Source organism: Aeromonas mytilicola subsp. aquatica, from assembly GCF_044336385.1.
GTDB classification, from domain to species: domain Bacteria; phylum Pseudomonadota; class Gammaproteobacteria; order Enterobacterales; family Aeromonadaceae; genus Aeromonas; species Aeromonas rivipollensis.
This window is the reverse complement of record NZ_CP172298.1, coordinates 3,898,109-3,925,025: the sequence shown is the minus strand read 5'-3', so window position 1 is coordinate 3,925,025 and position 26,917 is coordinate 3,898,109. Positions and strand designations below refer to the sequence as shown.

General features: G+C 61.6%; 27 protein-coding genes. 16 read left to right on the top strand and 11 right to left on the bottom strand.

Annotated features, from left to right (window positions below; translation table 11 throughout):
* Positions 1-89: 89 nt before the first annotated feature.
* Entirely contained in the window at positions 90-2,522 is a 2,433-nt protein-coding gene (locus tag ACFWHB_RS17920; protein WP_395948978.1) for a zinc/cadmium/mercury/lead-transporting ATPase, read from the bottom strand.
* Positions 2,523-2,745: 223 nt separating this feature from the next.
* Between ACFWHB_RS17920 and tpx the strand changes: the two genes are divergently transcribed.
* Complete coding sequence (tpx, locus tag ACFWHB_RS17915; protein ID WP_010672853.1) at positions 2,746-3,246, top strand: thiol peroxidase; 501 nt, start codon at positions 2,746-2,748, stop codon at positions 3,244-3,246.
* Positions 3,247-3,434: 188 nt separating this feature from the next.
* Complete coding sequence (locus ACFWHB_RS17910; protein WP_395948977.1) at positions 3,435-4,655, top strand: DEAD/DEAH box helicase; 1,221 nt, start codon at positions 3,435-3,437, stop codon at positions 4,653-4,655.
* 51 nt (positions 4,656-4,706) lie between these two features.
* On the opposite strand, the gene ACFWHB_RS17905 is transcribed toward ACFWHB_RS17910, so the two are convergent.
* The 4 genes from ACFWHB_RS17905 to ACFWHB_RS17890 form a co-directional block, all read right to left on the bottom strand.
* Positions 4,707-5,039, bottom strand: a complete 333-nt coding sequence (locus ACFWHB_RS17905; protein WP_290030362.1) for a hypothetical protein — start codon at positions 5,037-5,039, stop codon at positions 4,707-4,709.
* A 150-nt stretch (positions 5,040-5,189) separates the two neighbouring features.
* Positions 5,190-6,749, bottom strand: coding sequence for a methyl-accepting chemotaxis protein (locus ACFWHB_RS17900; protein WP_395948976.1), 1,560 nt, complete (start codon positions 6,747-6,749; stop codon positions 5,190-5,192).
* 167 nt (positions 6,750-6,916) lie between these two features.
* A complete protein-coding gene (locus ACFWHB_RS17895) occupies positions 6,917-7,216 on the bottom strand; it encodes a hypothetical protein (protein WP_025325786.1) in 300 nt (99 codons plus the stop codon).
* 109 nt (positions 7,217-7,325) lie between these two features.
* Entirely contained in the window at positions 7,326-8,930 is a 1,605-nt protein-coding gene (locus ACFWHB_RS17890) for a peptide ABC transporter substrate-binding protein (RefSeq protein ID WP_395948975.1), read from the bottom strand.
* A gap of 173 nt (positions 8,931-9,103) precedes the next feature.
* Here ACFWHB_RS17890 and ACFWHB_RS17885 point away from each other — a divergent pair, with 173 nt between their 5' ends.
* The gene (locus tag ACFWHB_RS17885; RefSeq protein ID WP_395948974.1) at positions 9,104-9,811 is read left to right on the top strand and encodes a ParB-like protein; all 708 of its coding nucleotides are present in this window, start codon (positions 9,104-9,106) and stop codon (positions 9,809-9,811) included.
* Positions 9,812-9,847: 36 nt separating this feature from the next.
* Here ACFWHB_RS17885 and ACFWHB_RS17880 read toward each other — a convergent pair whose 3' ends face one another.
* Entirely contained in the window at positions 9,848-10,513 is a 666-nt protein-coding gene (locus ACFWHB_RS17880; protein ID WP_395948973.1) for a CatB-related O-acetyltransferase, read from the bottom strand.
* 293 nt (positions 10,514-10,806) lie between these two features.
* Between ACFWHB_RS17880 and ACFWHB_RS17875 the strand changes: the two genes are divergently transcribed.
* Entirely contained in the window at positions 10,807-11,235 is a 429-nt protein-coding gene (locus ACFWHB_RS17875; RefSeq protein ID WP_106884927.1) for a DUF2753 family protein, read from the top strand.
* Here ACFWHB_RS17875 and ACFWHB_RS17870 read toward each other — a convergent pair.
* Entirely contained in the window at positions 11,228-11,983 is a 756-nt protein-coding gene (locus ACFWHB_RS17870; protein ID WP_162520033.1) for an enoyl-CoA hydratase-related protein, read from the bottom strand. The genes ACFWHB_RS17875 and ACFWHB_RS17870 overlap by 8 nt on opposite strands.
* A gap of 89 nt (positions 11,984-12,072) precedes the next feature.
* Here ACFWHB_RS17870 and ACFWHB_RS17865 point away from each other — a divergent pair, with 89 nt between their 5' ends.
* The 3 genes from ACFWHB_RS17865 to ACFWHB_RS17855 all read left to right on the top strand — a co-directional run bounded on the left by ACFWHB_RS17865 (position 12,073) and on the right by ACFWHB_RS17855 (position 13,982).
* Positions 12,073-12,513, top strand: a complete 441-nt coding sequence (locus ACFWHB_RS17865; protein WP_111913303.1) for a copper chaperone PCu(A)C — start codon at positions 12,073-12,075, stop codon at positions 12,511-12,513.
* A 92-nt stretch (positions 12,514-12,605) separates the two neighbouring features.
* Positions 12,606-13,235, top strand: coding sequence for a TIGR04219 family outer membrane beta-barrel protein (locus tag ACFWHB_RS17860; protein ID WP_111913301.1), 630 nt, complete (start codon positions 12,606-12,608; stop codon positions 13,233-13,235).
* A 66-nt stretch (positions 13,236-13,301) separates the two neighbouring features.
* Positions 13,302-13,982, top strand: coding sequence for an SDR family oxidoreductase (locus ACFWHB_RS17855; protein ID WP_106884923.1), 681 nt, complete (start codon positions 13,302-13,304; stop codon positions 13,980-13,982).
* Positions 13,983-14,077: 95 nt separating this feature from the next.
* On the opposite strand, the gene ACFWHB_RS17850 is transcribed toward ACFWHB_RS17855, so the two are convergent.
* From ACFWHB_RS17850 to ACFWHB_RS17835, 4 genes are all read right to left on the bottom strand, one after another.
* Entirely contained in the window at positions 14,078-14,209 is a 132-nt protein-coding gene (locus tag ACFWHB_RS17850; protein WP_262113621.1) for a hypothetical protein, read from the bottom strand.
* Positions 14,210-14,480: 271 nt separating this feature from the next.
* The gene (locus ACFWHB_RS17845) at positions 14,481-15,110 is read right to left on the bottom strand and encodes a 3'-5' exonuclease (protein ID WP_163157928.1); all 630 of its coding nucleotides are present in this window, start codon (positions 15,108-15,110) and stop codon (positions 14,481-14,483) included.
* 195 nt (positions 15,111-15,305) lie between these two features.
* Positions 15,306-17,030: a proline--tRNA ligase gene (locus ACFWHB_RS17840; RefSeq protein ID WP_395948972.1), complete on the bottom strand. Its 1,725-nt coding sequence runs from the start codon at positions 17,028-17,030 to the stop codon at positions 15,306-15,308.
* Between the two features lie 135 nt (positions 17,031-17,165).
* Complete coding sequence (locus tag ACFWHB_RS17835; protein ID WP_395948971.1) at positions 17,166-19,175, bottom strand: methyl-accepting chemotaxis protein; 2,010 nt, start codon at positions 19,173-19,175, stop codon at positions 17,166-17,168.
* 225 nt (positions 19,176-19,400) lie between these two features.
* Here ACFWHB_RS17835 and ruvA point away from each other — a divergent pair, with 225 nt between their 5' ends.
* The 9 genes from ruvA to tolR all read left to right on the top strand — a co-directional run bounded on the left by ruvA (position 19,401) and on the right by tolR (position 26,916).
* A complete protein-coding gene (gene ruvA / locus ACFWHB_RS17830; protein WP_395948970.1) occupies positions 19,401-20,015 on the top strand; it encodes a Holliday junction branch migration protein RuvA in 615 nt (204 codons plus the stop codon).
* A gap of 75 nt (positions 20,016-20,090) precedes the next feature.
* The gene (gene ruvB, locus ACFWHB_RS17825) at positions 20,091-21,101 is read left to right on the top strand and encodes a Holliday junction branch migration DNA helicase RuvB (protein WP_025325798.1); all 1,011 of its coding nucleotides are present in this window, start codon (positions 20,091-20,093) and stop codon (positions 21,099-21,101) included.
* Positions 21,102-22,039: 938 nt separating this feature from the next.
* The gene (gene cydA, locus ACFWHB_RS17820; RefSeq protein WP_289981565.1) at positions 22,040-23,596 is read left to right on the top strand and encodes a cytochrome ubiquinol oxidase subunit I; all 1,557 of its coding nucleotides are present in this window, start codon (positions 22,040-22,042) and stop codon (positions 23,594-23,596) included.
* 12 nt (positions 23,597-23,608) lie between these two features.
* The gene (gene cydB / locus ACFWHB_RS17815) at positions 23,609-24,745 is read left to right on the top strand and encodes a cytochrome d ubiquinol oxidase subunit II (protein ID WP_163147369.1); all 1,137 of its coding nucleotides are present in this window, start codon (positions 23,609-23,611) and stop codon (positions 24,743-24,745) included.
* A gap of 14 nt (positions 24,746-24,759) precedes the next feature.
* Positions 24,760-24,876, top strand: coding sequence for a cytochrome bd-I oxidase subunit CydX (gene cydX / locus ACFWHB_RS17810; RefSeq protein ID WP_005331536.1), 117 nt, complete (start codon positions 24,760-24,762; stop codon positions 24,874-24,876).
* The gene (locus ACFWHB_RS17805) at positions 24,863-25,174 is read left to right on the top strand and encodes a cyd operon YbgE family protein (protein WP_395948969.1); all 312 of its coding nucleotides are present in this window, start codon (positions 24,863-24,865) and stop codon (positions 25,172-25,174) included. The genes cydX and ACFWHB_RS17805 overlap by 14 nt, the downstream gene beginning before the upstream one ends.
* A gap of 208 nt (positions 25,175-25,382) precedes the next feature.
* On the top strand, positions 25,383-25,790 hold the full coding sequence (gene ybgC, locus ACFWHB_RS17800) for a tol-pal system-associated acyl-CoA thioesterase (protein ID WP_005331541.1): 408 nt from the start codon (positions 25,383-25,385) through the stop codon (positions 25,788-25,790).
* Position 25,791: 1 nt separating this feature from the next.
* Positions 25,792-26,469, top strand: coding sequence for a protein TolQ (gene tolQ / locus ACFWHB_RS17795; RefSeq protein ID WP_213345242.1), 678 nt, complete (start codon positions 25,792-25,794; stop codon positions 26,467-26,469).
* A complete protein-coding gene (tolR, locus tag ACFWHB_RS17790; protein WP_163157924.1) occupies positions 26,470-26,916 on the top strand; it encodes a protein TolR in 447 nt (148 codons plus the stop codon).
* The last annotated feature ends 1 nt before the right edge of the window (position 26,917 follow it).

Sequence of the window (26,917 nt, the reverse complement as noted above, 5' to 3'; positions counted from 1 at the left end):
AGAGGGCAGCCGCGCTTTTTCTTTGCAGGTATAGGGGAAAGAGACAAGCCGTCACCCCGGGGTGACGGCTTTGTGCTGCTGGCTGAACCTCAGCGCTTGCGCAGCAGTCGCAGAGCGTTGGCCGTCACCAGAGCGGTGGCGCCGGTATCCGCCAGCACCGCAATCCACAGACCCGTGATGCCGAGCAGGCTGGTGACCAGGAAGATGGCCTTGAGCCCCAGCGCCAGGGCTATGTTCTGGTGGATATTGGCGAGCGCGGCGCGGGACAGCCGGATCATGGCGGCCAGGCCGCCGAGCTGGTTGTGGGTCAGGGCCGCATCGGCGGTCTCCAGCGCCACGTCTGTGCCGCCGCCCATGGCGATGCCGATGCTGGCTCGCTTCATGGCGGGGGCGTCGTTGATGCCATCCCCTATCATGGCTACCTTGCGGGTCTTTGCGAGTCTGGCTATCTCCTCCACCTTGCCCTCCGGCAACAGGCTGGCCCGCCACTCCATGCCGAGCTCACCGGCGATGGCCTCGGCTGCGCGCGGGTTGTCCCCGGTCAGCATCATGCTGCCAAGCCCCAGTGCCTTGAGCTCACGCAGCGCCGCCGCGGCCTCTGGCCGGATCTGGTCCCGCAGCGCCAGCAGGGCGCTGGGGGCCTCTCCCATCCGGCAGAGTAAAATCACCGTCTTGCCCTGGCGTTCCAGGGCGGCGACCTGTGCCTCGATTGCCTCGCCCAGAGCGGGAACCCGGCTCGGGGCCAGCAGTTGCCAGAGGGCGCCGTCGATGCGCCCCTCCACCCCCATGCCGGGGAGGGCGCGCAGATCCCGGGCGTTGGCCAGGGTCAGCCCCTGCTCGCTCGCGGCAGCCACCACGGCGCGGGCCAGGGGGTGGTGGGAGCCCTGCTCTATGGCGGCGGCCAGGGCCAGCAGTTCGGCCTCCGGTCGGCCATCCAGGCTTGTCAGCTCGGTCAGCTGGGGCTTGCCCAGGGTCAGGGTGCCTGTCTTGTCAAAGGCGACTGTGTCTATATGGGCCAGTCGCTCCAGGGCCGCACCGCCCTTGATCAGGGCCCCTTGGCGGGTTGCGGCGGCCAGGGCCGAGGTGACCGCCGCCGGGGTGGAGATCACCAGGGCGCAGGGGCAGCCGATGAGCAGCAGCGCCAGGGCGCGGTAGATCCACTCGTCCCAGCCCTGACCGAAGGCGAGCGGGGGGACCAGCATCACCAGCAGGGCGACCAGCATCATGGCCGGGGTGTACCAGCGGCTGAAGCGGTCGATGAAGCGCTCTATGGGGGCGCGCTGGCTCTCGGCCTCCTCGATGAGGTGCAGGATGCGGTCGATGGCGTTGTTGCCGGGCTCGGACACCACCTCGAGGCGCAGCACTCTATCCGCCGCCAGACTGCCGGCGGGCACCTTGTCACCCTGACGGCGCTCCACCGGGATGGACTCGCCGGTCAGGGCGCTCTCGTCAAAGGCGCCGAGGGCATCGATCAGGCGGGCGTCGGCCGGCAGACGGGCGCCGGGGGCGATTTCGATGATGTCGCCCGGGCGCAGCGCGTCGGCCGCCACCTCTTCCCGTATTTCACCTTCTGCGGTGGTACGAATGCGCAGCGCCTGGTCGGGCACCAGGGCCATCAGGGCGGTGACCCCGGCGCGGGCACGACCGGCGGCGTAGGCTTCCAGATGTTCCCCCAGCATGAAGAGCAGCAGCACCATGGCCGCCTCGGCGGTTTCACCGAGGAAGAGGGCGCCGAGCGCCGCCACCGTCATCAGGGTCTCGATGGCGAAGGGGGAGCCGCTATTGGTCAAGGCCCAGGCCTTGCGGGCGACTGGCCAGAGCCCCCAAAGGGTCGCCAGGGTAAAGAGCGGCTGGCCGAGGGTGTCGGGCAGCAGGGCCGCCACCAACATCAGGGCGGCCAGGGAGAGGGGTTGCCCATATTTGCCGAACAAGTTGCTCAGTGTCGTCAGCCAGGGGCTGCGATGCTTGTCATCGGCGGCTTTTGCACTGGCCTCGCCCTTGAGCCGGAAGCCTGCGGCCAGCACGGCTGCGGTGACGGGATCGGGGGAGAGGTCGGGGGCGAGATCCACCACCAGCTTCTCGGTGGCAAACAGCACGCGGGCCTGCTGCACGCCGGCCACCCGACCGACGGCGGTCTCTATCTTGCGGGCGCAGCTGGGGCAGTCCATCCCCAGCACCTGCCAGCTATGGCGGCGACTGTTCTGAGTCGGCGAAGCCAGGGGCTCGGGGCTGTCGGCGACCGACTGAAGATCATGACCAGCATGGTCGCTATGGTCATGAGCCGGCTGCGAGTCACTGCAACCCTGACTCTGGCAACTTCCTCTGGGGGGCTCTTCATCCCCCGGTGATTCGTTTACCCCCTGCTCCTGATGGGCATGGGAGGCCGTACCGGCGCTGCAGCTGACTGGGGCCGCATTGTCGCAGCAGTGGCTGTCGTGGCTGTGCTCGGCTTGAGGCGCGGCTGCCTTGCTGACCGCCTTGATGGGGGCGGCATGGGAATGGCTGCAGCAGGATTTGCTCATGATGAGTCCCTCTTGAGTGGATCCCGCCCCTGCGGGATCCCTAATGTCTGAGCCCAGTGTAAACCTTGGTGTTAAGTCCAAGGTCAAGCCCCTTTTTGTACCCTCTCAGCGGGACGGGCGAGACAGGGCGGCAACAAATCCCTCTTGTTAGCGGGTGTTTGTCCCCTGCCGCTGGGCCTATACTGGGAACCCTGGATCCCCCATCGATAATCAAGGACCTAACATGAGCAATACCGTCACCCTGCAAGGCAACCCCGTCTCCGTCTCCGGCCACTTCCCCGTTGCCGGTGAGCAGGCCAAGCCCTTCTCCCTGGTTGCTGGCGATCTGTCCGATGCGACCCTGGCGACCTTCGCCGGAAAGCGCAAGATCCTGAACATCTTCCCGAGCGTCGATACCCCGACCTGCGCCACCTCAGTGCGCAAGTTCAACGAGCAGGCCAGCGCCCTGAACAACACAGTGGTGCTGTGCATCTCCGCCGATCTGCCGTTCGCCCAGGCTCGTTTCTGCGGCGCCGAGGGTCTGGACAAGGTAGTGAACCTCTCCACCCTGCGTGGCGTCTCCTTCCTGCAGGACTACGGCGTGGCCTTCTCCTCCGGTCCCCTGGTGGGCCTGGCTGCCCGTGCCATCGTGGTGCTGGATGAGCACGACAAGGTGCTGCACAGCGAGCTGGTGGCCGAAGTGGCCGACGAGCCGAACTACGCCGCCGCCCTGGCCGTCCTGTAAGTTTCGTCTTGCCCTGATTGCCGACGGCCTGCTGATGCAGGCCGTTTTTATTGCGGGCGCCGTGGCCCTCAAGGTTGAGGTGAACAGACTGGCTGGCCCATATACCCCCACTTCTTCTCACCGACCTTTTACTTATGGGGTCAGGCTGGCTAGACTTCGCCTCCCACTTCTTCCTGCCGCGTAGCCCCATGACTTTTAACGAACTCCACCTCGATCCCGCCCTGCTGGCCGCCTTGCCTGCCGAATTGCACACCCCGACCCGCATCCAGCAGCTTGCCATTCCGGCGGCGCTGAAGGGCCAGGATCTGCTGGCGCTGGCCCAGACCGGCAGCGGCAAGACACTGGCGTTCGGCCTGCCGCTGCTGCAACGGCTGGACTCGGCCTCCGACCGGGTGCAGGGGCTGGTGCTGGTGCCGACCCGGGAGCTGGCCACCCAGGTGAGCGCCGCGCTGCTGGGCGGTGCCGAGGCGCTGGGGCTGCGTCTCCTGACCCTGTGCGGCGGCGTGGCCCAGGAGCAGCAACAGGCCGAGCTGGCCCAGGGGCCGCAACTGCTGGTGGCGACCCCGGGGCGGCTGCGGGACTTGCTGGCCCAGCGGCTGCTGGGACTGAGCCACCTGCGCACCCTTGTGCTGGATGAGGCGGATCGCCTGCTGGAGATGGGCTTCTGGCCCGATATCCAGTGGCTGTTGAATGCCATGCCGACCGAGCGGCAGAACCTGCTCTTCTCCGCCACCCTGCCAACCGAGCTCGAGACCCTGGCCACCGGCCTGCTGACGAACCCGGTGCGCATCGAGGCAACCCCCCTCAACAGCCTGGTGAGCGAGATTGAGGAGCGGCTCCATCTGGTCAACAAGAGCAGCAAGGTGCCGGCGCTGATCGGCTTGCTGAAAGAGCAGGATTGGCCTCAGGTGCTGGTGTTTATCAGCGCGCGGGACGATGCCGACGCTGTGGCCAGAAAGCTCGCCAAGGCGGGCATAGCGGTGGCGGCCCTGCACGGGGAGAAGGAGCAGGTGGTGCGGGAGCAGGCACTTGCCGATTTCAAGGCGGGCAGGGTGCGGGTGCTGGTGGCCACGGATCTGATGGCGCGCGGCATCCACGTGGAGGCGTTGCCTGTGGTGATCAACCTGGACCTGCCCGCCAATGCCCCCGTCTATGTGCATCGCATCGGCCGCACCGCCCGCGCCGGACAGAAAGGCCTCGCCCTCTCCCTGGTCTGCCATGGGGAGGCCGAGACCCTCGCCGCCATCCGCACCCTGACCGGTCGTGCGCTGCCGCTGGCCGAGCTTGAAGGCTTCCCGGTCACCGACCAGCCGGCGAGCGGGGAGGGCAAGCGAGCCCCCAGGGACAAGCAGGCTAACCGCCGCACCCAGGCCAAGCGCAGCGTCAAGCAGTTCAAGGGCAAGGCCTGACGAACTGACCTCTTCCATGAGCCGACAGTGAACCCGGCTCATGAGTGTCACTCAGCGCAGGTCTTGCTCCTGGCCGAAGAAGTCCCGTCGCCACTGGCCGAGCACCGCCGCCCTGTGCTGCTGCCAGCGTGCGGCGCCCATGGTGTCCCGGCTTGCCGCCAACTGCTGCTCCAGCTCGGCCAACTGCTGCTGATAGCGGGCACCTTGCTCCGCTGGCAGCCACTGCGCCATGCTAACCTCGGCCCGGGGGAAGTGGCGGCTCAGGCTTCCCCGCAGCGCCTCTTCCCACCCTTGCCATATCCCGCGGGGAGAGGGCTCCTGCCAGGTCAGATGGAGCAGCAACAGCATACTCAGCAGGGCGGCATAACCGAGAGGCTTGGGCATCATGAGATCCTTGTCGAGGCTCGCCGGGAGCTGGGGAACGGGATCCATTCACCCAGATTTTCGTGACAAGGAGATGAAGGGGTCAGCGGCGTGTCGGGAGGGGAAAGGGCAGCGCGTCCAGAGACGCGCCTGGCTACACGGGGGGCAAGCTCAGTCGTGGAACTGATTGATCAGGCGGGAGAGGTTTTGCAGCCGCTCCACCAGCAGGGTGATGCCATCGAGGGCCTGCCTGCTGTTGTCGGCTGTGTGGCTGGCCAGCTGATGGATCTGGTGAATGCCCTGATCCAGGGTGCTGGTCACATCCGCCTGCTGGCTGACGGCCTGGGCTATCTCGTCACTGGTGTGGGTCACCTGGGCCAGCATCTGGTTGATCTGGTCGAGCACCTCGGCGGTGGCGCCCATGTGCTGCTGGCAGAGGACAGAGGTCTGGGCCCCCTGGGTCATGCTGTCGGAGAGCTGCCGGGTACTCTGCTGCAGCGCCCCTATCATGTCGCTGATCTCGCCGGTGGAGCTGCGGGTCTTCTGGGCCAGCGCCCGGATCTCGTCTGCCACCACCGCAAAGCCACGCCCCTGCTCGCCGGCCCGGGCCGCCTCTATGGCCGCGTTGAGGGAGAGCAGGTTGGTCTGATCCGCAATCTGCCCGATCACTTCCAGGATCCCGCTGATCTTCTGGCTGTCCTGGGTCAGGCGCGCCAACACCCCCTGACTGGCATCCAGCTCCTGGTGGAGCTGGTTGACCGAGGCACGGGTGGTCGCCAGCGCCTGCTGGCCGCTGGCTGACACCTGCTGCACCTCGCTCACCAGGGCGTTGGCCTGATGGGCGTTGTCGGCCACGTCGCGGATCGACTGACTCATCTGGGTGATGGCGGCGGCCAGCTGCTCGCTCTGGGCCCGCTGCTGCTGCAGGTGGGTGTCTATGGTCTGAATATGTCCCCTGTCATCTTCCGCCGCCTGCAGTATCTGCTGGTTGGTATCTGCACTGCGCCCCACCACGGCCCTGAGCTCGGCCTTCTTCATGCGCAGCAAGAGTTCGATGGCCGCCAGGCTGTCCCGCCGCCTGGCATAGAGCACCTGACAGAGGGGCGTGCCCAGCTCCTCCCCCGCCATGGCCAGCAGCCGGGCCAGCCGCTGCTGCAGATGCCAGCCATGCCCCATCTGGGCCAGCAGGCAGAGCAGGGTGAGGCCGCCCCAGGCGGCCTCACCCGTGATCAGGCTGGCCCCCATGCCGGCCAGGGCGGTGCCCGAGAGCAGCAGGCTGAGTTGCCCCGGCTCCAGGGTGAAGCGACTCTGCCAGGGCAGCGTCTTGCCCGCCCGGATCCGGGCATAGAGCCGCTCCGCCCAGGCGATGTCGTGATCCTGGGGGCGGGTGCGCACCGACTGGTATTCGATGATCTGCTGCCGCTCGTTGAGGATGGGGGTGACGTAGGCATTGACCCAGTAGAACTGGCCGCTCTTGGCACGGTTCTTCACCAGCCCCATCCAGCTCTTGCCTTGCTGCAGCCGCTGCCACATGTCGGCGAAGGCGGCCCTGGGCATGTCGGGGTGGCGTACCAGGTTGTGGGGAACCCCTTCCATCTCGGTGGCGCTGTAGCCGGCCACGTCGCAGAAGTGCTGGTTGGCATAGGTGATGTGGCTGCTGGGGTCCGTGGTCGAAATCAATGATATGTGATCGGGGAAACGGATCTCCCCTTCTTGCTGGGTGGTGGTCATGTGCGCATCCTGAATGAGCCAAGTAACTGATAAGTTTGTTTTTATTGTGTGTTGTTGTTACGGCTTCATTGTAGGGGCGACCCAAGTGGCCATCTTGGCTTGGGTCAATAAATCAACACTATGACGACTGAAAAAAGTAGTAGATGAAGGGCGACTTCAGGGCGGGCTCAACTGCGGGGGGTGAAGTCGTGGATCTCCCCCGTCCGGGGCTTGAAGCGGGGATCCTGACTCTGATCGCGGGAGACCCAGGCCATGGCCTGGCAGAAGCTCTCCTGCTTGGCGAACTCGTCACGGGCCTGATCGATGGCCCGCTCGGCGTTGCGCCGCTCCATCTTGCTGGCCTTGCGATCGCTGAACTGCTTCTGCTGGCTCAGCATCCATTCGAGGAAGGCCTGGCGGCATTGGCTTTCATCGGCGGCCTTGGCGGGGAGGGCAAACAACAGGGCAAGCAGGAGCAGACAACGCATAGGGAGATCTATCTAACGGACTGATGGACGAAGAGAGGCGGCATTTTATGCCGGGAACTTGAATGGGTACAGTGCGAAGAGGGGGCCAGCCGGGCTGGCCCCCGAGGGATCAGTGTTTGACCAGGTAGAGCTGGCGGCTGTAGGCCACGTCTTCCGGGTTGTTGATGGGATAGCCCTTGAGCCAGGGCTTGATCAGACGGGCGTTGGTGTACTGGTAGATGGGGGCGATGGGCGCCTCCTCCTGCAATATGGTCTCGGCCTCGTCGAACAGGCGTGCCCGCTCGGCGGGATCCTGGCTGCTGGCCGCCCGGGTCAGCAGGGCGTCGTAACCGGGGTTGGCGAAGCGGGCCATGTTGCCGCTGTGGTGGGATCCCCACAGACCGAGGAAGGCGGAAGGGTCGTTGTAATCGGCGACCCAGGAGGAGCGGATCACCTCGAACTGGCCGCTCTGGCGGCTGTCGAGGTAGGTTTTCCACTCCTGATTGGTGAGCTCGACCCGGGCCCCCAGCTTCTGCTTCCACAGGTTGGCGATGGCCAGCGCCATCTTCTTGTGAATTTCAGCCGTGTTGTAGAGCAGGGTGAGCTTGGGGGGGTTGCCTGGGCCATAGCCCGCCTCTGTCAGCAGCGCCCTGGCCTTCTCGTCCAGCGCCTGCTGGCTGCTGGTGGAGAGCAGGTTGGGCTTGGGGACGAACCCGGCGGTCACATCCGGGGTGAAGTGGTAGGCGGGTTTTTCACCCGTGCCCAGCACCTTGTCGGCGATGAGCGCCCGATCGATGGTGTAGGAGAGCGCTTGACGCACCCGCACGTCGTTCAGGGGAGCCCGCTGGGTGTTGAAGGCGTAGTAATAGGTGCCGAGCTGCTCCGGGGTATAAACCTCCTCCGGGATCTGCTTCATCAGCTTGTGGTACTGCTCCTTGGGGAAGGATTCGGTGATGTGCAGATCCCCCGCCAGATAGCGGTTGGTGGCGGCACTCTCCTGATTGATGGGCACGAAGGTGACCCGGGTCAGCACCGTATGGGCGCGATCCCAGTAATAGGGGTTCGGGGTCAGCTCCAGCTTCTCGTTCACCACCCTGTGGCTCAGGACGAAGGCGCCGTTGCCGACCAGCTTGCCCGGCTGGGTCCACTGGTTGCCATATTGCTCCATGCTGGCCCTGTGCAGGGGGGAGAGGCTGGGGTGGGTCAGCAGGCTCAGGAAGTAGGGCACCGGCTGGGAGAGGGTCACCAGCAGGGTGTGGTCATCCAGGGCTTGCACCCCGAGCGCCTCGGGAGGCAGCTTGCCCTCGACTATCTCGTCCACCTTGTCGAAGTGGGCCAGCTGGGCAAACCAGGCGAAGGTGGCCGCCTCTTCGGGATCCACCAGCTTGCGCCAGCCATAGACGAAGTCGCTGGCGCGTACCGGATCCCCGTTGGACCAGCGGGCATCCGGCCGCAGGTGGAAGGTGAATTTCTGGTTCCCCTCGTTATCCCAGCGAGATGCCACACCGGGCAGCACCTTGCCGTCCGCCCCCTGGGTCAAGAGCCCCTCATAGAGATCTCTGAGCACTTGCAACTCGGGCAGCCCGACCAGTTTGAGGGGGCTCAGGCTGGCCGGTTCGTCCTTGAGATGACGCACGACGGCCTGTTCGGCGGCGAGTTGGGTTCCGGCCGGCACATCGGCGGCCTGGACACAGACACAGCCCAGCAGGGCCAGCAGGGGGCTCCATCCTTTCATGGCGAATCCTTCAAATTGTGTGAAGCGAGGAGAAAACTCGGCGAGAATTCATCGCCGGCAGACGGGGAATCATGATATCCCCTTTGCTGGTCAGACCGCCAGCGTGAGTCCCATGATATCCGGGGCTGCAACCCTATGTACGCCCGCCTGAGCGCGGACAAGAGGAGCAAACGATGAGAGTATGGATGTTATTGGCCTGTGTGCTGAGCCAGGGTGCCTGGGCACTGGCCCCTTGCGAGAAGACCAGCCAGGTGGGGAGCTGGTGCGAGGTGAGCATAGATCAACTGCATCCGACTCAGGGCGGGGTGGGGCAGTTGCAGGTCGACACCACAGTGGCTGAACTGGCGGACAAGAGCGAGAAGCAACTCGACAAGCTGATGAAAAAGAAAGAGATACCCATCGTCATCGCCCCCGATGGCGGCTACTGGCTGGTGGACAGGCACCACCTGACCAAGGCGCTGTGGCAACAGGGGGTGAAGGAGGCGAGGGTCAAGGTGATCGCCCGCTTGCAGGACAGGGCCAGTTTCTGGAGCCAGATGCAGAACAACCACTGGGCCTGGCTCAAGGATGAGCGGGGTCAGCCGCTCACCCCGGAACAGCTGCCCGGCCACATCAGGGATCTGCCGGATTATCCCTACCGCACCCTGGCGGGTTTGCTGCAGGATGCGGGCTACTTCAGCAAGAAGGATCAGGTCTACTTCGTCGAGTTCGCTTGGGCCAGCTGGCTCGGCCAGCAGATGGCCTGGCAGCCGGTCAATGCCGCCAATCTGGCGGATCGCCTCGCCGAGGCCAAGCGCCTGGCCTGCAACAGCAAGGCCAGTGCCCTGCCCGGCTATCCCGGCAAGCAGTGTCGCCTCAACCCGCCACGCAGTGGCAGCTGACGCGGGATCAAGAAGGGGCGCCCAGGCGCCCCCTCGTCACAATCCCTGACAGGCCCCTTGCCAGCGGGCGGCGGCCTGTTCCAGCAGCGCCACCTCTCCTTGCTGGATCAGCGGCAGCAGGGCCTGCACCTTGTCATCCGGCCAATCCCACCAGGCGAGCGCCTGCAGCCGGGCAATCTCATCGTCGCCAAAGCGCATCCGCACCACCCTGGCCGGGGTGCCCGCCACCATGGCATAGGGCGGCACATCCTGATTGACCAGTGCCCGGGCGGCTATGATGGCGCCATCCCCTATGGTGACGCCCGGCATTATCATGGCTTCCATGCCGATCCAGACGTCATTGCCGATGCGGGTATCGCCCGCGGGTCTATAGCTGCGCTTGAGCGCCGCCACCTCGGCGAACGGATAGGTGCTGATGAAGTCGGTGTTGTGGGTGTGGTTGCCCCCCATGATGATCTTCACCCCGGCGGCTATCTGCACGTAGTCGCCGAGATGGAGCCTGTCTATGTGCCAGAGCGGCTCCCAGCCGGTGTCGGCCGAGCGGCTCCAGCTGTCACCGTGCAGGTAGCGCACGGCTTCCTCTTCGAAGGGGCCATCCCAGGCACCCGAGTAGTAGCTGTGTCGCCCCTTGAGGCAGATGTTGGGATTGGTCACCGTCAGGTGCAGGTACTCGACCTGCGACCAATGTTGGCAGATGGTCATGGCTATGTTCCTCGTTGAATGGATAGGTATTGGATGCGCGGTTCGGCGCAGCTAATAGATCCAGACCAGCAGGCGGGGCACACACAGGGTGGAGCAGCCCAGCGCCTGGGATGAACGGGGTCGTTGCATGAGGAAGGGCTCCCGACAGAAGAGGCCAGATGGTAAGGGATGGGGAGGGCGATGCCAAGGAGAAGGGGGAGGGGGTGGTCAAAACCTGCACAAAGGGTCTGGTTGATATTTATTCTCGATTAGCCATGATACAGGCTCCACTCGTATCGGCAGGAGAGAGGACAATGACGAATCAGAACTGGCAGCGTTACATGCTGGAGGCGGAGAATGCCCTTGGCATGGGGGCACTGGGCACGGCCATCTGCCTCTATCAGCAGGCCCTGGGAGAGGTGTATGAGCTGGCGTCCGGGGATCTGGACGAACTGGCCAGCATGCGGGTCGCCACCTGTCACCGCATGGCCGACTTCTGGCGCGCCATGGAAGAGCCCGCCTATGAGCTGCGCTACCTCAAGCTCGCCTCCGAGCTGGTCACCGCCCTGGTGCCCCAATGTCCGAACCGGGAGTGCGAGTCCCTCATCAGCGAGCTGGGCTGCTGCCGCGCCGCCCTGCTCTCCTTCTTGAAGCGCCACCCCAACCCCGAGATCGCCAGGTTGATCCAGGTGCAGGACAAGGTGCAGGGCTGCGAACTGATCGGCCGCTTCCGCCTCAACTAGCGGTTGTGCGCCCGAGCCGCCGTGCGATGCGGCTCTGGGCTTCCTCCCCTTGCAGGGCGAGGGAGAAGGCGCGGGCCTCCAGATCGATGACGAAATGCACCGCCTGCCTGAGCTCCTGCTTGAGCAGCGCCTTGCTCTTTTGCAGTGCCTTGGGCGGCTTGGCCGCGAGCTTCACCCCCTGGGCCCGGGCGAAGGGGAGCAGTTCCTCCACCGCCAGCACCCGGTTGGCCAGCCCGAGTCGCAGCGCCTCCCCGGCGTCTATGGCCTCCGCCAGCAACAGCAGCTCCGCCGCCTTCAGGTGGCCCACGGCGCGGGGCAGCAAGAGGCTTGAGGCAAATTCCGGCACCAGCCCCAGCTCGACGAAGGGCAGTTGCAGCCGGGCGTTCTCCCCCAGATAGACCAGATCGCAGTGCAGCAGCAGGGTGGTGCCTATGCCCACCGCCGGGCCGCCCACGGCGGCGATCACCGGCTTGGGGAAGTCGGCCAGGGTGTGGAGGAACTGCAAGATGGGGTCATCCGCTTCCAGACTGCTCTTGCCCATGAAGTCCGCGAGATCATTGCCCGCGGTGAAGCACTCCTGCTGCCCTTGCAGCAACACCACATGCACGCTCTCGTCCAGAGCCGCCTGCTGAAAGGCCAGGGTGAGGGCCAGGTACATCTCGGTGTTGAGGGCATTGCGCTTGTCCGGCCGGTTGAGGGTCAGGAGGAGCAAGCCATCCTGCTGCTCGGCCAGAATTGTGAGGGCCATGTCTGAATCCTTGTGTTCGGGGGCTGCCAAAAGCTTGCCACAGGGGTAAGCTTTGCTTCGTTTAACAACATCATAAAAGGATTTCAACCATGTTTAAACGTGCGTTTTATTCCAGCCTTGCCCTGCTCCTGGCTGCTCCCGCACTGGCCAAGGTCGAGGCCGTCGACGGTTATGTGCGCCTGCTCCCCCCGGGGTCGCCCAACACGGCGGCCTTCATGGTGCTCAAGAATGACGCGGACAAACCTGTGACCCTGACTGCTGCAGCCTCCCCTGACGCGGGCCGTGCCGAGCTGCACACCCATCTGCACGAGAACGGCGTCATGAAGATGCGCCAGGTGGAGAGCATCGAAATCCCGGCCAGGGGGGAAGCTGTCCTCAAACCCGGCAGCCTCCACATCATGCTGTTCGAGGTGGGGGCTCTCTCAGAGGACAAACCCTTCCCCCTGACCCTGACCCTGGACGATGGTCAAACCCTGAGCCTGAGCCTGCCGGTGAAGCCGGTCGAGCCGATGAAGGGCATGCAGCACTGACATTAATGGACGCTTGTTCAGCTTTTTACTCTAGGTATTCCTTGCTCACCGGGTAAAATGATGGTCTTTCCAGTCCATAATGGAGCTATGTAATGAAGAAGACCCTGATTGCCGGCACCCTGATTGCCCTGTTCAGCCATGCAGCCATGGCCGCCGATGACTGGCGTTTCGCGGCGGGTGCCGATATGTGGAACTCCCAGGGGGGCGGCCAGGTCAGCGGCGTCGGTGCCGATGGCAGCTACGACGACAACTACAACTGGAGCGGCTACCTGCAACTGGAGCACGGCATCTTCCTGCTGCCGAATGCCAAGTTCGAGATGTCCGATTTCAGCACCAGCGGCGGCTCCTTCAGCAACGATCTGCTGGCCTATGATCTGAGCCTCTACTACCGCCTGATGAACAACGACCTGTTCCAGCTCGATCTGGGTCTGACCGGTCGTCGCTACGATGGCGACTTCAACACCCAGCACTACTCCTACGACAAGGACGTGCTGATGGCCTACACCGGTGGTGAAGTGCGCATCCCGGGTACCGGCTTTGCCGCCTTTGGTGATCTGCGGGTGCAGGATGCCGACAACTATGACTACCGCCTGGGTGGTTCCTACAAGTTCTCCACAGTGCCGCTCAAGATCCGTGCCGGCTGGCGTGAAGCCGAGTTGGACTTCGACCGCGTCGACCAGACTATCGACGGCTGGTTCATCGGTGGCGAATTCACCTTCTAATCTGACGAAGGGTGGCGATGCGCCACCCGGGCGTGTTTGACTGGCAAGGGTGAGGGAGGAGAGATAATGGGCCATATCATAGTGACTGGCGCGGGCTCCGGCCTTGGGCGCGCTCTGACAATCGGACTGGTTGAGCGCGGCCATAGAGTCTCCATGATGGGGCGCCGTTATCACAAGTTGCAGGAGCAGGAGCAGCGGCTCGGCAGCGCCGTGGTCGGCATCGCCGCCGATCTGGCCCACCACGAAGAGGTGGAGATGGCCTTCGGTGCCGCCGTGGCCTGGGGCGGCTTGCCTTCCCTTGTGATCCACTGTGCCGGCGTCGGGGAATTCGGCCCTGTCGGTGTCTACACCGCCGAACAGGTGCGCCGGGTGGTGGAGAGCAATCTCGTCTCCACCATACTGGTGGCCCAGCAGACGGTGCGCCTCATCGGCGAACAAGGCGGGGTGCTGGCCAATGTGCTTTCCTCCGCTGCCCAGACCGGCAAGGCCAACGAGAGCCTCTACTGCGCCTCCAAATGGGGGATGCGCGGCTTTCTGGAGTCCCTGCGGGCCGAGCTCAAGGGCTCGCCCTTGCGGCTGGTGAACCTCTACCCGAGCGGGATCCGCAGCGAATTCTGGGACAACTCGGATCATGTGGACCCGAGCAGCTTCATGACCCCGGAAGACGCGGCGGCCTACATGCTGGATGCACTGGAGGCGAGAAGCAGCTGCCACGTGACCGATCTCTTTATCGGTCGCAACGCCTGAGGCAGTGTCCTGCCATCCGGCTCCCGTCGTTCACGAAAGCAGAAACAAAAAGCGCGCCAAATGGCGCGCTTTTCTATTCAGGCAAGGGGGCGGAATTAACGGCCCAGCTTGGCCTTGAGCATGGCGATAATCTCTTTGATCGCTACTTCCTGTTTCTCGCCGGTGCGGCGGCACTTGTACTCCACCACGCCGTTGTCCAGGCCCAGGTCGCCGATGCTCTGGGGCATCGCCAGCGGGATATGGGTAATATGTTGTGCAATGGTATGTGGGAATGATTGATATATTTTAAGGCCGACAATGAAATGTATTAATTAAGGTTGGCGTTATCAAGGTGTAAAAATAAACGTTTAGAGTGAAATGACAAAAGCACCTATTTTTATAATGCGTTATCGCAACTTCCCACTCCAGCGTTTAATATTTAAAATATAACGAATGTATATCCAGTCCCATGCGGAATCATATTTAAATTCTGGTGAGGGTTAATCGTACCTGAGTGACTCATTTTTTAGTCGCATATCCCTGCAGGAAAGACTGAACTGCATGCTTTGATTTTTTGCCAAGGGTTAGCAGCAATTCAAAATCAGGGTTGAAAATGCCATGCCGGCACTCTAATTCCTTTAACAGAGCGAGCCACAGATGCGCCGTCACTTCGGCATCGGCCAAGGCGCGGTGAAATACCCCGTCATTGGGTAAATTCTGGTATTGCACCAAGGTAGCCAACTTATGGTTCGGCGCCTCGGGGAATAACCGTCTCGACAGCAGCAAGGAGCAGGCGAACTGCCCAGGATAGTGCGCCGACAGTCGCTCTATTTCAGCATCCAGAAAGCGCTTGTCGAAGGAGGCATTATGGGCAACCAGATTATCATCACCGATAAACTCGACGAAGTCCGCCATCACCTCGCCGCAAGGTGGCGCCTGTTTCAGCATGGCATTGCTGATCCCGGTATATTGCTCAATAAAGCTGCTTACGTTAAAGCCAGGATTCATCAACGCCGAAAAACGTTCACTGATGTGGCCGTTTTCAATCCGGACGGCGCCAATTTCGATCGCTCTATCACCTTGTCCTGGTGAGAGCCCGGTAGTCTCGAAATCGAGCACGACGACGGTATTGGCTAAGGCAGTGGACATAATCTCTCGGGCAATCTGGATAAAGAACGTCAGTCTAGAAAATCTGCTACTTCATGTACAGCGCAATATCGAGATGCTGCTGGCCCCTTGCTTTTGTGATGAGCAGCAGAGACAGGCAACATATAAAAAGCCCCGAGTGCAATTCACACACGGGGCCTTTTTATCGAAAACGAAAAGCAGAATTAGCAGGCGCTATTAGCGACCCAGCTTGGCCTTGAGCATGGCGATAATCTCGCCAATGGCCACTTCCTGCTTCTCGCCGGTGCGGCGGCACTTGTACTCCACCACGCCGTTGTCCAGACCCCGGTCGCCGATGACGATGGCGTGCGGGATACCGATCAGCTCCATGTCGGCGAACATCACGCCCGGGCGCTCTTTACGGTCGTCGAACAAGACGTCCACACCGGCGGCTTTCAGCTCTGCGTAGAACTGCTGTGCCTGCTCGGCGACGCGCTCGGACTTGTGCATGTTCATCGGCACTATGGCCACTTCGAACGGGGCTATGGCTTCCGGCCAGATGATGCCGTACTGGTCGTTGTTCTGCTCGATGGCGGCAGCCACCAGACGGGACACACCTATGCCGTAGCAACCCATCTCCATGGTGACGGACTTGCCGCCCTCGTTCAGCACGCTGGCCTTCATGGCTTCGGAGTACTTGGTACCCAGCTGGAAGATGTGGCCCACTTCGATACCGCGCTTGAGCAGCAGCTTGCCCTGGCCACAGGGGCTGGGGTCGCCTTCCACTACGTTGCGCAGGTCGGCAACTTCGTAGGTAGCGATGTCGCGATCCCAGTTGGCACCTGTCAGGTGGAAGCCGGTCTCGTTGGCGCCGCAAACAAAATCGGCGAGATGGGCGGCGCTGCGATCGACTATGATGCGACCGGCAAAGCCGACCGGGCCTATGGAGCCTGCATCGCAACCGGCGGCAGCCTTGATCTGCTCGTCATTGGCGAAGGTCAGCGGGTTGGCCACGCCAGGGAGCTTCTCGGCCTTGATTTCGTTCAGCTCGTGGTCGCCACGCAGCACCAGGGCGATGACGGCCTGCTTGCCATGCTCATCCGCTTCCGCCAGTACCAGCAGGGTCTTGGCGATGGAGGTCGGGGCCACGGCCAGGAAGGCGGCCACTTCGTCTATGGTGTGCACCGCCGGGGTGGCAACCTTGGTCAGAGCTTTGGTTGCGGCAGCGCGCTCGCCAGCCGGTGCCAGGGCTTCGGCCATCTCTATGTTGGCGGCGTAATCTGATGTATCGGAGAAGGCGATCAAGTCTTCACCGCTCTCGGCCAGCACCTGGAATTCGTGGGAGCCAGTACCGCCGATGGAGCCGGTATCGGCCTGCACCGGACGGAAGTTCAGACCCATGCGGGTGAAGGCGGCGCAGTAGGCGGCGTGCATCTTCTCGTAGGTCTCGATCAGCGAGGCCTTGTCGATGTGGAAGGAGTAGGCATCCTTCATCAGGAACTCGCGGCCGCGCATCACTCCGAAACGGGGACGCACCTCGTCACGGAACTTGGTCTGGATCTGGTAGAGGTTGAGCGGCAGCTGCTTGTAGCTGTTCACTTCGTAACGGACCAGGGCGGTGATAACCTCTTCGTGGGTCGGGCCCAGCACGAAGGGGCGGTTGTGGCGGTCGGTCAGGCGGCACAGCTCGGGCCCGTAGTCATCCCAGCGGCCGGACTCCTGCCACAGCTCGGCGGGCTGCACCACCGGCATGGAGACTTCGATGGCACCAGCATTGTTCATCTCTTCGCGAACAATGTTCTCGATCTTTTTCAGTACCCGCAGACCGGTTGGCAGCCAGGCGTACATGCCGGAGGCCAGTTTACGGATCATCCCGGCGCGCAGCATCAGCTGGTGGCTGATGACTTCAGCGTCGGAGGGGGTTTCCTTGAGAGTGGAAAGCAGATATTGGCTGGTACGCATCGCGATGAACCTTAACGTGAGACGGGCCGCTGGGCCCTGGATAAATTCAAGGGCGGAATTTTAACAGGCCGGGCGTTGCTGCCCAAGGGCTAAATTTGCACAGCGGGAGAAAGCGGGGGCGGGCCCCCGCCTGCGCTAGACCCGAAACTGCGACAGCAGTCGCTGCTGCTGCAAGCTGGCCTGATGGAGGGAGGAGGCGAGCTGCAGGCACTCCTGCGCCTCCTGCTCACCGGTCTGGGCCTGCAGGCTGATGTCCGAGACCTTGTCGGTGGTGTGGCTAAGGGTGTGGGAGAGCTGGCTGGTGGCATCCGCTACCTGTTGCACCATGTCGGCTAGCTGGTCGATGGCCTCCTCTACCTTGAACAGGATCTGCTTGGTGTTGTCGGAATCCGCCATGCCTGATTCCACGGTTTTCAGGTTGCGTTGCATCATCAGATAGGCCTGCTCGGTCTGCTGCTGGATGCTGCTGATCACCTCGGTTATCTCGGCGCTGGAGGCGGCGGTGCGGTTGGCCAGGGTGCGCACCTCGTCGGCCACCACGGCAAAACCGCGACCCATCTCACCAGCCCGGGCGGCCTCGATGGCGGCGTTGAGGGCCAGCAGGTTGGTTTGCTCCGAGATGTTGCTGATGGTGGAGATGATCTGGCCAATCTGGCCAGCCTGCTCCTTGAGGGCATTGATGGCGGTGGCGCACTCGCCCACTTCCACCACCACGCGCTGCATGCCGTTGCTGGCGGAGGTCACATACTGGCTGCTTTCTGCGGTGAGCTGGCGGACCTCGTTGGCATTGTGCGCGGCCAGGCCGCAGTTGTCAGAGATGGAGGTGGCGACCCGCACCATCTGCTCGCTGTCATGGTGTAGCGCCTGGGCATGCTTGGCGGTTTGACGGCTGCTCTGGCTGATGGCCTCGACTCGGTTGACCGAGGTGTGCACGTGCTGGTTGATGTGCTGGTTGTTGTCCATGGTGGCGCTGATCATCTGCTGCAGTTTCTCGATGAAGCGATCCACGCTGCCGGCCAGCGAGCCCAGCTCGTCGTTTCGCTTGAGGTTGATGCGGGCATTGAGATCCCCATCGCCCGCGGCTATGTCCTGCATGCGCCGGTCAACCTGCAACAGGGGGCGGACTATGGTGCGCACCAGCCAGATGCCGCAGAGGGCGACGATCAGCAGGCTCAACACCAGGGCGCCCAGGATCAGGTTCCTGGTATGGCCGATGATGGTATTGAGTTGATTTACCTGATCCTCGACAGTGGCATCCCCCTTGGCCTCGACCTCGACCAGCGCCTGCTTGAGCTGTTCGGCACTGCTGTCGTAACGAGCCAGCTGGCTCTGGTAATCGGTCAGGGCGGAGATCCATTCACGGTTAAGGCGGGTGTTGTCGGCCAGCAGGGCGCGATACTGGGTGGCGAGGGATTGGCCGGCGAACTCCCCTTCACCGGGCACATCGAACAGGCCGGTCGCCAGCATGCCGTCGACCGCCTCCTGGTAGAAGCGGGTGGCCTCGGCCAGTTCGGCCTGGATGGCGGGGGTGGGGCCTTCACTCTGCATCTTCTCCAGGGCATAGAGCTGACGCAGGAAACCTATGTTTGCCTCCATACCGCCGTCGGCCGCCTGCCAGCGGGTGGCGAGGCCGCCATTCCAGCTGATGGCCTGATCCGGTGACCGGGTTAGGCTCTCGACCGCGCCATCACCGATCACTTCCAGCTGGGTCGAGAGGCGTGACATACGCTCCGAGCTGGCGCGCAGCGCCTGATCAACACCGGTAAAGGTGCGGTAGAGCGTCAGCAGTTTTTCCTGCTGTTGCTGATAGGCCTGCTCATGCAAGTTCAGGGTGCCGAGCGCAGTCGCATCGATGAGCTTGCCTTGCTCCACCCGTCGCAAGGCGTCGTTGGCCGCCTGTTTGGCCCGTTGCAGCTCGGGCTCGTCAAGGGGCATGCCTCTGAGCATTTTCTGGATATAGAGCGACTGATTGCCCAGCTCGATGGACCCCTCCATGGCGCCATCGGCCGTTTGCCAGGCGGCACCCAGCACATAGGAGAGCAAATCGGCCAGCCGCTGGCTGCCATACCAGCCGATTACCCCCATGCCCAGTGTGCAGCCGAGCAAGATAGTGAGCCCAAGATTCGATGTCGTGACAATTTTCATGATGCAGGACCTTCCCTGGTTCCGAACAAGCCCACTGAGTGTTCGCTCAATGGCCAAGATGCGCCATTCCCGGTGGGAAATAAAGTGACTGCCCATATCTGCGCAGAGAGTATCAGGGTAGACAGCCTCCCTTGCTGTCCTCCATGGCCCTATGCTGGATACTTATCCAGTTATTCTTTATGCTATGACCCAATTTGCAAGAGTCTGCGTGGCGAGGAAGAGAACATGATCGGTCGCTTGAGAGGCGTCATCATCGAGAAACAACCCCCTGAGGTGCTGATCGAAGTGGGGGGCCTGGGTTATGAAGTGCACATGCCCATGAGCTGCTTCTATGATCTGCCCGAGATCGGGAAGGAAGCTGTCATTCACACCCACTTCGTGGTGCGCGAAGATGCCCAGCTGCTCTATGGCTTCAACCACAAGCAGGAGCGGGCGCTGTTTCGCGAGCTGATCAAGACCAACGGGGTCGGCCCCAAACTGGCGTTGGCCATCCTCTCCGGCATGACGGCCACCCAGTTCGTGATGAGCGTCGAGCGCGAGGAGATAAGTTCTCTGGTCAAGCTGCCCGGCGTGGGCAAGAAGACCGCCGAGCGGTTGGTGGTGGAGATGAAGGACCGCCTCAAGGGTTGGGTCAGCCACGATCTCTTCTCCCCTGCCGCCATCAGCCTGCCCGCCCAGGAGAGCCAGCTGCGCGCCCCCGATGCCAGTGAAGAGGCAGCCAGCGCCCTGGTGGCGCTCGGTTACAAGCCGCAGCAGGCGAGCCAGATCGTGGCCAAGGTGGCCAGCGAGGGCATGTCGGTGGAAGCCATCATCCGTGAATCCCTGCGCAGCCTGGTGTGAGGATGACAATGAAGCAAGCGGACCATCCCGGGTCACTCTACTGTGACCACGGGGATGCAGAGCGTGAGGTAGTGCATGATTGAAGCGGATCGTCTCATCTCGGCCGGTGCCGCCCGCGAGGACGAGGTCATCGACAGGGCCATCCGGCCCAAGAAGCTGGCGGATTACACCGGGCAGGATCATGTCTGCGACCAGATGGAGATCTTCATCGAGGCCGCCCGCCAGCGCGGTGAGGCCCTGGATCACCTGCTGATCTTCGGCCCGCCCGGGCTCGGCAAGACCACGCTGGCCAACATAGTGGCCAACGAGATGGGGGTCAACATCAAGACTACCTCGGGCCCCGTGCTGGAGAAGGCGGGGGATCTCGCCGCGCTGCTCACCAACCTCGAACCGAACGATGTGCTCTTCATCGACGAGATCCACCGCCTCAGCCCTGTGGTGGAGGAGGTGCTCTATCCGGCCATGGAGGATTACCAGCTCGACATCATGATAGGAGAGGGGCCTGCCGCCCGCTCCATCAAGCTCGATCTGCCTCCCTTCACCCTGATCGGGGCCACCACCCGGGCCGGCTCACTCACCAGTCCCCTGCGTGACCGTTTCGGGATAGTGCAGCGTCTCGAGTTCTACAACGTCAAGGATCTCACCGACATCGTCTCCCGCAGCGCCCGCTGCCTCGGGCTCGACATGTCGGGGGACGGTGCGCTGGAGGTGGCTCGCCGCTCCCGGGGGACCCCGCGGATTGCTAACCGTCTGTTAAGACGGGTGCGGGATTTCGCCCAGGTGAAATCCGATGGTCGCATTGATGGACCCATAGCGGCCCGTGCCATGGACATGCTGGATGTGGACAACGAGGGGTTCGACTTCATGGACCGCAAGCTATTGTTGGCCGTCATCGACAAGTTTATGGGGGGGCCCGTGGGTCTCGACAACCTGGCCGCCGCCATAGGGGAAGAGAAGGACACCATAGAAGACGTGCTGGAACCTTATCTGATCCAGCAAGGCTATCTGCAACGTACACCCAGAGGGCGGATCGCGACACCGAGAGCTTATGCGCACTTTGGCCTGCAACGGCCAGATGAGCAGTAAAAGCAGCCTTTTGAACGACAAACCGCCCCCAAGGGCGGTTTTTTATTGTCCGGGCAAAAAAAAGCCCACGGCGGATGCGGTGGGCAAAGACAATTCAGGATGGATGTTCACAGACAGTGAGTGCGTCTGCAGACCGGTCGGGAAAACACAAAGGAGCCGTCGCGAGGCCTCAGAGTCGGTTCATTTGATAGAGTTGAACGAACGAAAGCTTGTAGTAACGGATGGTCTTGGCAACAAACTTTTTCATCATTAATCCCAACAAACAGGTTCGAAATGTTCATCGAATACGTACCGGGAACCCGGAATGACCGGCCTGTATCCAGAGGTGTGCCCTCACTGCGAGGCGCATTGTAGGAGCTCTTGCCGGGCCGGACAAACAAGAAAATCTATGTGTTTCGGATTAGATAAATTAATGATTTTGCGAGGCGGGCCAATCCGCATAAACATGTGTTTTTGCTGGTTTTAAATTGATTTCATGATGGCCTGCATCATTCTTTAAATACCGGATTGATAAGGATGAGCCTGCTCATCTCGTCTATTTGCTTAACAGAATTGAAACTATTTTGACGAGAGTTAAAATTGATTTAAATCAAGTATTTACGGTTTAATGTTTTTTGTGAGCAAGCTCCCAAAATTAATGGGAAACGGCTTGTAAGTTGCCTTGAAAAGGCATGTATTGATGATGGGTTTACATTGATTTCAATCAAATAAAGATGATATAAAACAGCCATCATTATAGGCGAGAATAGAACTGCAGTTAATGTTTACCAGATGTTAAACATTAGCTTTTTTTGTTCCTCTATATTGCCTTGTTGTTAATGTGGTGGCAGTCGAATCCGGTCAGTCCGCGAGGGGTGATCGACCATTCGGGGACTTCCAATGGAAGCTTTGTCCTTAAAACTTAAAATAGCCGTGCCAATAATCGGTGAGGAAACATCATGATTGCTGAGCATGTGGTAGACCTATCGCGGTTCCAATTCGCCGCGACGGCCCTTTATCACTTCCTGTTTGTACCCCTGACGCTGGGAATGGCCTTCATTCTGGCGATCATGGAGTCTGTCTATGTGATGACCAACAACACAGTGTACCGGGACATGACCAAGTTCTGGGGCAAGTTGTTTGGTATCAACTTCGCCCTTGGGGTTACCACCGGGCTCACCATGGAGTTTCAGTTCGGTACCAACTGGGCTTACTACTCCCACTATGTCGGCGATATCTTCGGGGCCCCGCTGGCCATCGAAGGCTTGATGGCCTTCTTCCTGGAGTCCACCTTCGTCGGCATGTTCTTCTTCGGTTGGGATCGCCTCACCAAGCGCCAGCATCTGGCGGCAACCTGGCTGATGGCTCTTGGGACCAACCTCTCCGCCCTCTGGATCCTGGTCGCCAACGGCTGGATGCAGAACCCGGTCGGTGCCGAATTCAACTTCGAATCCATGCGGATGGAGATGGTGAGTTTCGCCGAGCTGGTGTTCAACCCGGTTGCTCAGGTCAAGTTCGTCCACACAGTGGCGGCGGGCTACACCACGGGCGCCATGTTCGTGCTGGGCATCTCCTCCTACTACCTGCTGAAGAATCGTGATGTGGCTTTCGCCCGTCGCTCCTTCGCCATCGCGGCCGCGTTCGGCATGGCCTCCATCCTCTCCGTGCTGGTGCTGGGTGACGAGTCCGGCTACGAGACCGGGGAAGTGCAGAAGGTGAAACTGGCGGCCATCGAGGCCGAGTGGAACACCGAGCCGGCCCCCGCATCCTTTACCCTGTTCGGCATTCCGAACCAGGAAGAGATGCGCACCGACTACGCCATCAAGATTCCTTATGCCCTCGGCATCATAGCGACCCGTTCCCTGGACGGTCAGGTGACCGGTCTCAAGGATCTGAAGAGCGAGCATGAAGTGCGCGTGCGCAGCGGCATGACCGCCTACGATCTGCTGACCAAGCTGCAATCCGGCGACAAGTCAGACGAGACCCGCGCTCGCTTCGACGAAGTGAAGCAGGATCTGGGCTACGGTCTGCTGCTCAAGCGTTATACCGCCAACGTGACCGATGCGACCGACGATCAGATCAAGGCCGCCGTGGATGACTCCATCCCGCAGGTACTGCCGCTGTTCTTCGCCTTCCGCATCATGGTTGCCTGCGGCATGTTGATGCTGGTGCTGATCGGTCTGGCCTTCTATGACAGCACTCGCCACAAGATCGGTGAGCGCAAGTGGTTGCTCAAGGCGCTGCTGTACGGCATCCCGCTGCCCTGGATCGCCATCGAGGCGGGCTGGTTTGTCGCCGAGTACGGTCGCCAACCCTGGACCATAGCCGAGATGCTGCCGACCTCAGTCTCCGCATCCAATATCCCTGCGTCCGAGATCTGGTTCTCCCTGATCGGGATCTGCCTGTTCTACACCGTACTGCTGATCATCGAGATGTACCTGATGTTCAAGTATGCGCGTCTGGGCCCAAGCAGCCTGAAGACGGGCAAGTACCACTTCGAACAGAGCAAGGCATAAGGAGAGTAACCCATGTTTGATTACGAAATGTTGCGTCTGGTCTGGTGGGTCTTGGTCGGCGTGCTGCTGATCGGCTTCGCCATCACCGACGGCTTCGATATGGGGGTCGGTGCCCTGCTCCCCTTCGTCGGCAAGAAGGATGTGGAGCGTCGGGTGATGCTCAACACCATGGGGCCGCACTGGGAAGGCAACCAGGTCTGGCTGGTCACCGCGGGCGGTGCCCTGTTCGCGGCCTGGCCCATGGTCTATGCGGCGGCCTTCTCCGGCTTTTACATCGCCATGATCCTGACCCTGATGGCGCTCTTCTTCCGTCCGGTCGGCTTCAAGTACCGCTCCCTGCAGGAAGGCGCCCAGTGGCGCACCAGCTGGGACTGGGCGCTGTTCGCCGGTAGTGCCATTCCCCCCGTCATCTTCGGGGTGGCCTTCGGCAACCTGCTGCAAGGGGTACCGTTCAGCTTCAACCAGTTCCTGATGCTGACCTACCACGGCAACTTCTTCGGCCTGCTCAACCCGTTCGGCCTGCTGGCCGGTCTGGTGAGCCTGTTCATGATAGTGACCCAGGGCGCTGCCTGGCTGATGATGAAGACCGAAGGTGAAGTGCTGGCCCGCTCCCGTACCGCCGCCATGATCTTCTCCCTGCTGACCCTGGTGCTGTTTGCCCTGGCCGGTGTCTGGGTGAGCGGCATGGATGGCTATGTGATCGTGGGTACTGTCGCTACCGACGCCGTCACCAACCCGCTTCACAAGGAAGTGGTGGTGCAGGCCGGTGCCTGGATGCAGAACTACAACCTCTACCCCTGGATGATTGCCGCCCCCGTGCTGGGTCTGGTGATGAGCCTGCTGACCGCGCTTGCGGCCAAGCTGGGCAAGGGCTGGATGGCGTTCCTGTTCTCCTCCCTGGCCATTGCCGGCATCATACTGACCGCGGGCTTCTCCATGTTCCCGTTCGTGATGCCCTCCAGCCTGGAGCCGTCCCAGAGCCTGACCATGTGGGATGCCACCGCCTCCTTCAACACCCTCAAGGTGATGACGGTAGTCGCAGTCGTCTTCGTACCGACAGTGCTGGCTTACACCATCTGGACCTACATCAAGATGTTTGGCCGGGTGAGTAACAAGCACATCGAAGACAACCAACAATCGCTCTACTAAGAAGGTGCCCTGATATGTGGTATTTCACCTGGATCCTGGGGCTGTTGCTGGCCTGTGCGTTTGGGATCATCAATGCGCTCTGGCTGGAGCACACCGAGAACCTGGATCGTCAGATCGATGAAGACAAGTGACAGGCTTGCCCGGCTGGCCGCGCCCCTGGAGCGCCAGCCATGGCAAGGTCTGATGTTGCTGGCGGCGGCCCTGCTGGGCGTCGCCATCTTGCAGGCACCGAATCTGGTGGCCGCCAACACCAGTGACCACGGTCTCTGGCTGGCCCCCTGGCTGATGTGGGCGGTCTGCTGCGGCGTCATGCACGGACTGGGGTTCCACCCCCGCAGCCTGGTTGGCCGCGTGCTGTTTTTCCCCTGGCTCGCCTTGCCAAGCCTGTTGTACGGGCTCTGGCTGACCAGCGGTTATTTCCTGCCATAAACACAGAGGGAGGCCAGACATTTTCTGCCTCCCTCTGCTTTTGTACCCCGCAGTGCGGCCGTGGTTTTGCCCCCGGCGGATCGGCCGTTATTACCTGTCATAAAAAACAGGGGGAGATGGGATTTCCCTGTCTCCCCCTGCTTCTTTCCTATTCAGCCCTGCGCTATGATAGCCCCCCATCTGACTGTCGAATGGATCACAGATTTTTATGGGGGAAGTCTCTGAGTTTCCGGTACGTGTCTACTACGAAGACACAGACGCCGGAGGCATCGTCTACAACGCCAATTATCTCAAGTTTATGGAACGGGCTCGCACCGAGTTCCTGCGCGCCGGCGACATCGAGCAAGATGTCCTGTTGCAGGCGGGGATCGCCTTCGTGGTGAGTCGCACCGAGATCGATTTCCGCTCCGCGGCCCGCTTCAATGAACTGCTGACCGTATTGACGCAAGTGACTGAAGTGAAACGTGCTTCCATGCGCTTTTCACAGCAGATCCTGGCGGCTGATGGACGACTGATCACCCAGGCCATGGTACAGATTGCCTGTGTCAGTCATCCGCAAATGAAACCTGTTGCAATACCTGAAAAAATCAAGGGAGTGCTGTTAAGTGCACGCTGAAATTTCGTTTATTGGTCTGTTCTGGCAAGCCAGTCTGCTGGTGAAACTGGTCATGATGACCCTGATGGGCATGTCGGTCGTCTCCTGGGCGCTGATCATCCAGCGTTCCAAGGTCATCAAGGCGGCTAACCTCGCCTCTGAGCAGTTTGAAGACAGATTCTGGTCCGGCGTCGACCTCAACCGTCTCTATCAGGAGTCCTCTTCCCGCCGCGATGACATCGAAGGCATGGAAGACATCTTCTATTCCGGCTTCAAGGAGTATGCCCGCCTGCTCAAGGCCGGTGCCCGTGGCCAGGATGCGGTGATGGACGGTACCTATCGTGCCATGCGCGTCTCGCTGTCCCGTGCGGTGGACGAGCTGGAATCCAACCTGCCAGTGCTGGCGACCGTCGGCTCCATCAGCCCCTATATCGGCCTGTTTGGTACCGTATGGGGCATCATGAACGCCTTTATCGCCCTGGGTCAGGTGCAGCAGGCGACCCTGCAGATGGTGGCACCGGGCATCGCGGAGGCGCTGATCGCCACCGCCATGGGTCTGTTCGCGGCCATTCCCGCGGTTATTTTCTATAACAGATTCACCAACAAGGTAGAGAAGCTGGAGAACGCCTACGCCAACTTCATGGACGAGTTCACCACCATACTGAACCGTCAGATTGCACAGCAGCAGGGTGACAAGTAAATGCAAACCTATCAGCGGATCCGGCGCAAGAAGGTGTGCGAGATCAACGTGGTTCCCTACATCGACGTCATGCTGGTGCTGCTCATCATCTTCATGGCGGTGACGCCGGTGATCACGCAAGGGGTCAAGGTGGACCTGCCCCAGGCCGAGTCCGAGCAGTTGCCCGAGGACGCCAAGCCCCCCTTCATCGTCAGCGTCAACACCGAGGGTGAGTACGTCATCAAGGCCGGTGAGGCGGATGACGAGCCAGTGCCAACTGGCACGCCCGAGGCGATGCAGCAATACATCACCGAGAAGGCCATGGGTTATCTGGCCATCAACCAGAACGCTCCCGTGGTGGTGGCGGGTGACAAGTCCGTGCGTTACGAAGAGGTGATCCTGCTGATGGTGGCCCTCAAGAAAGCCGGTGTGCCTCAGGTTGGCCTGATGACGGATCCGGTGAACTGAC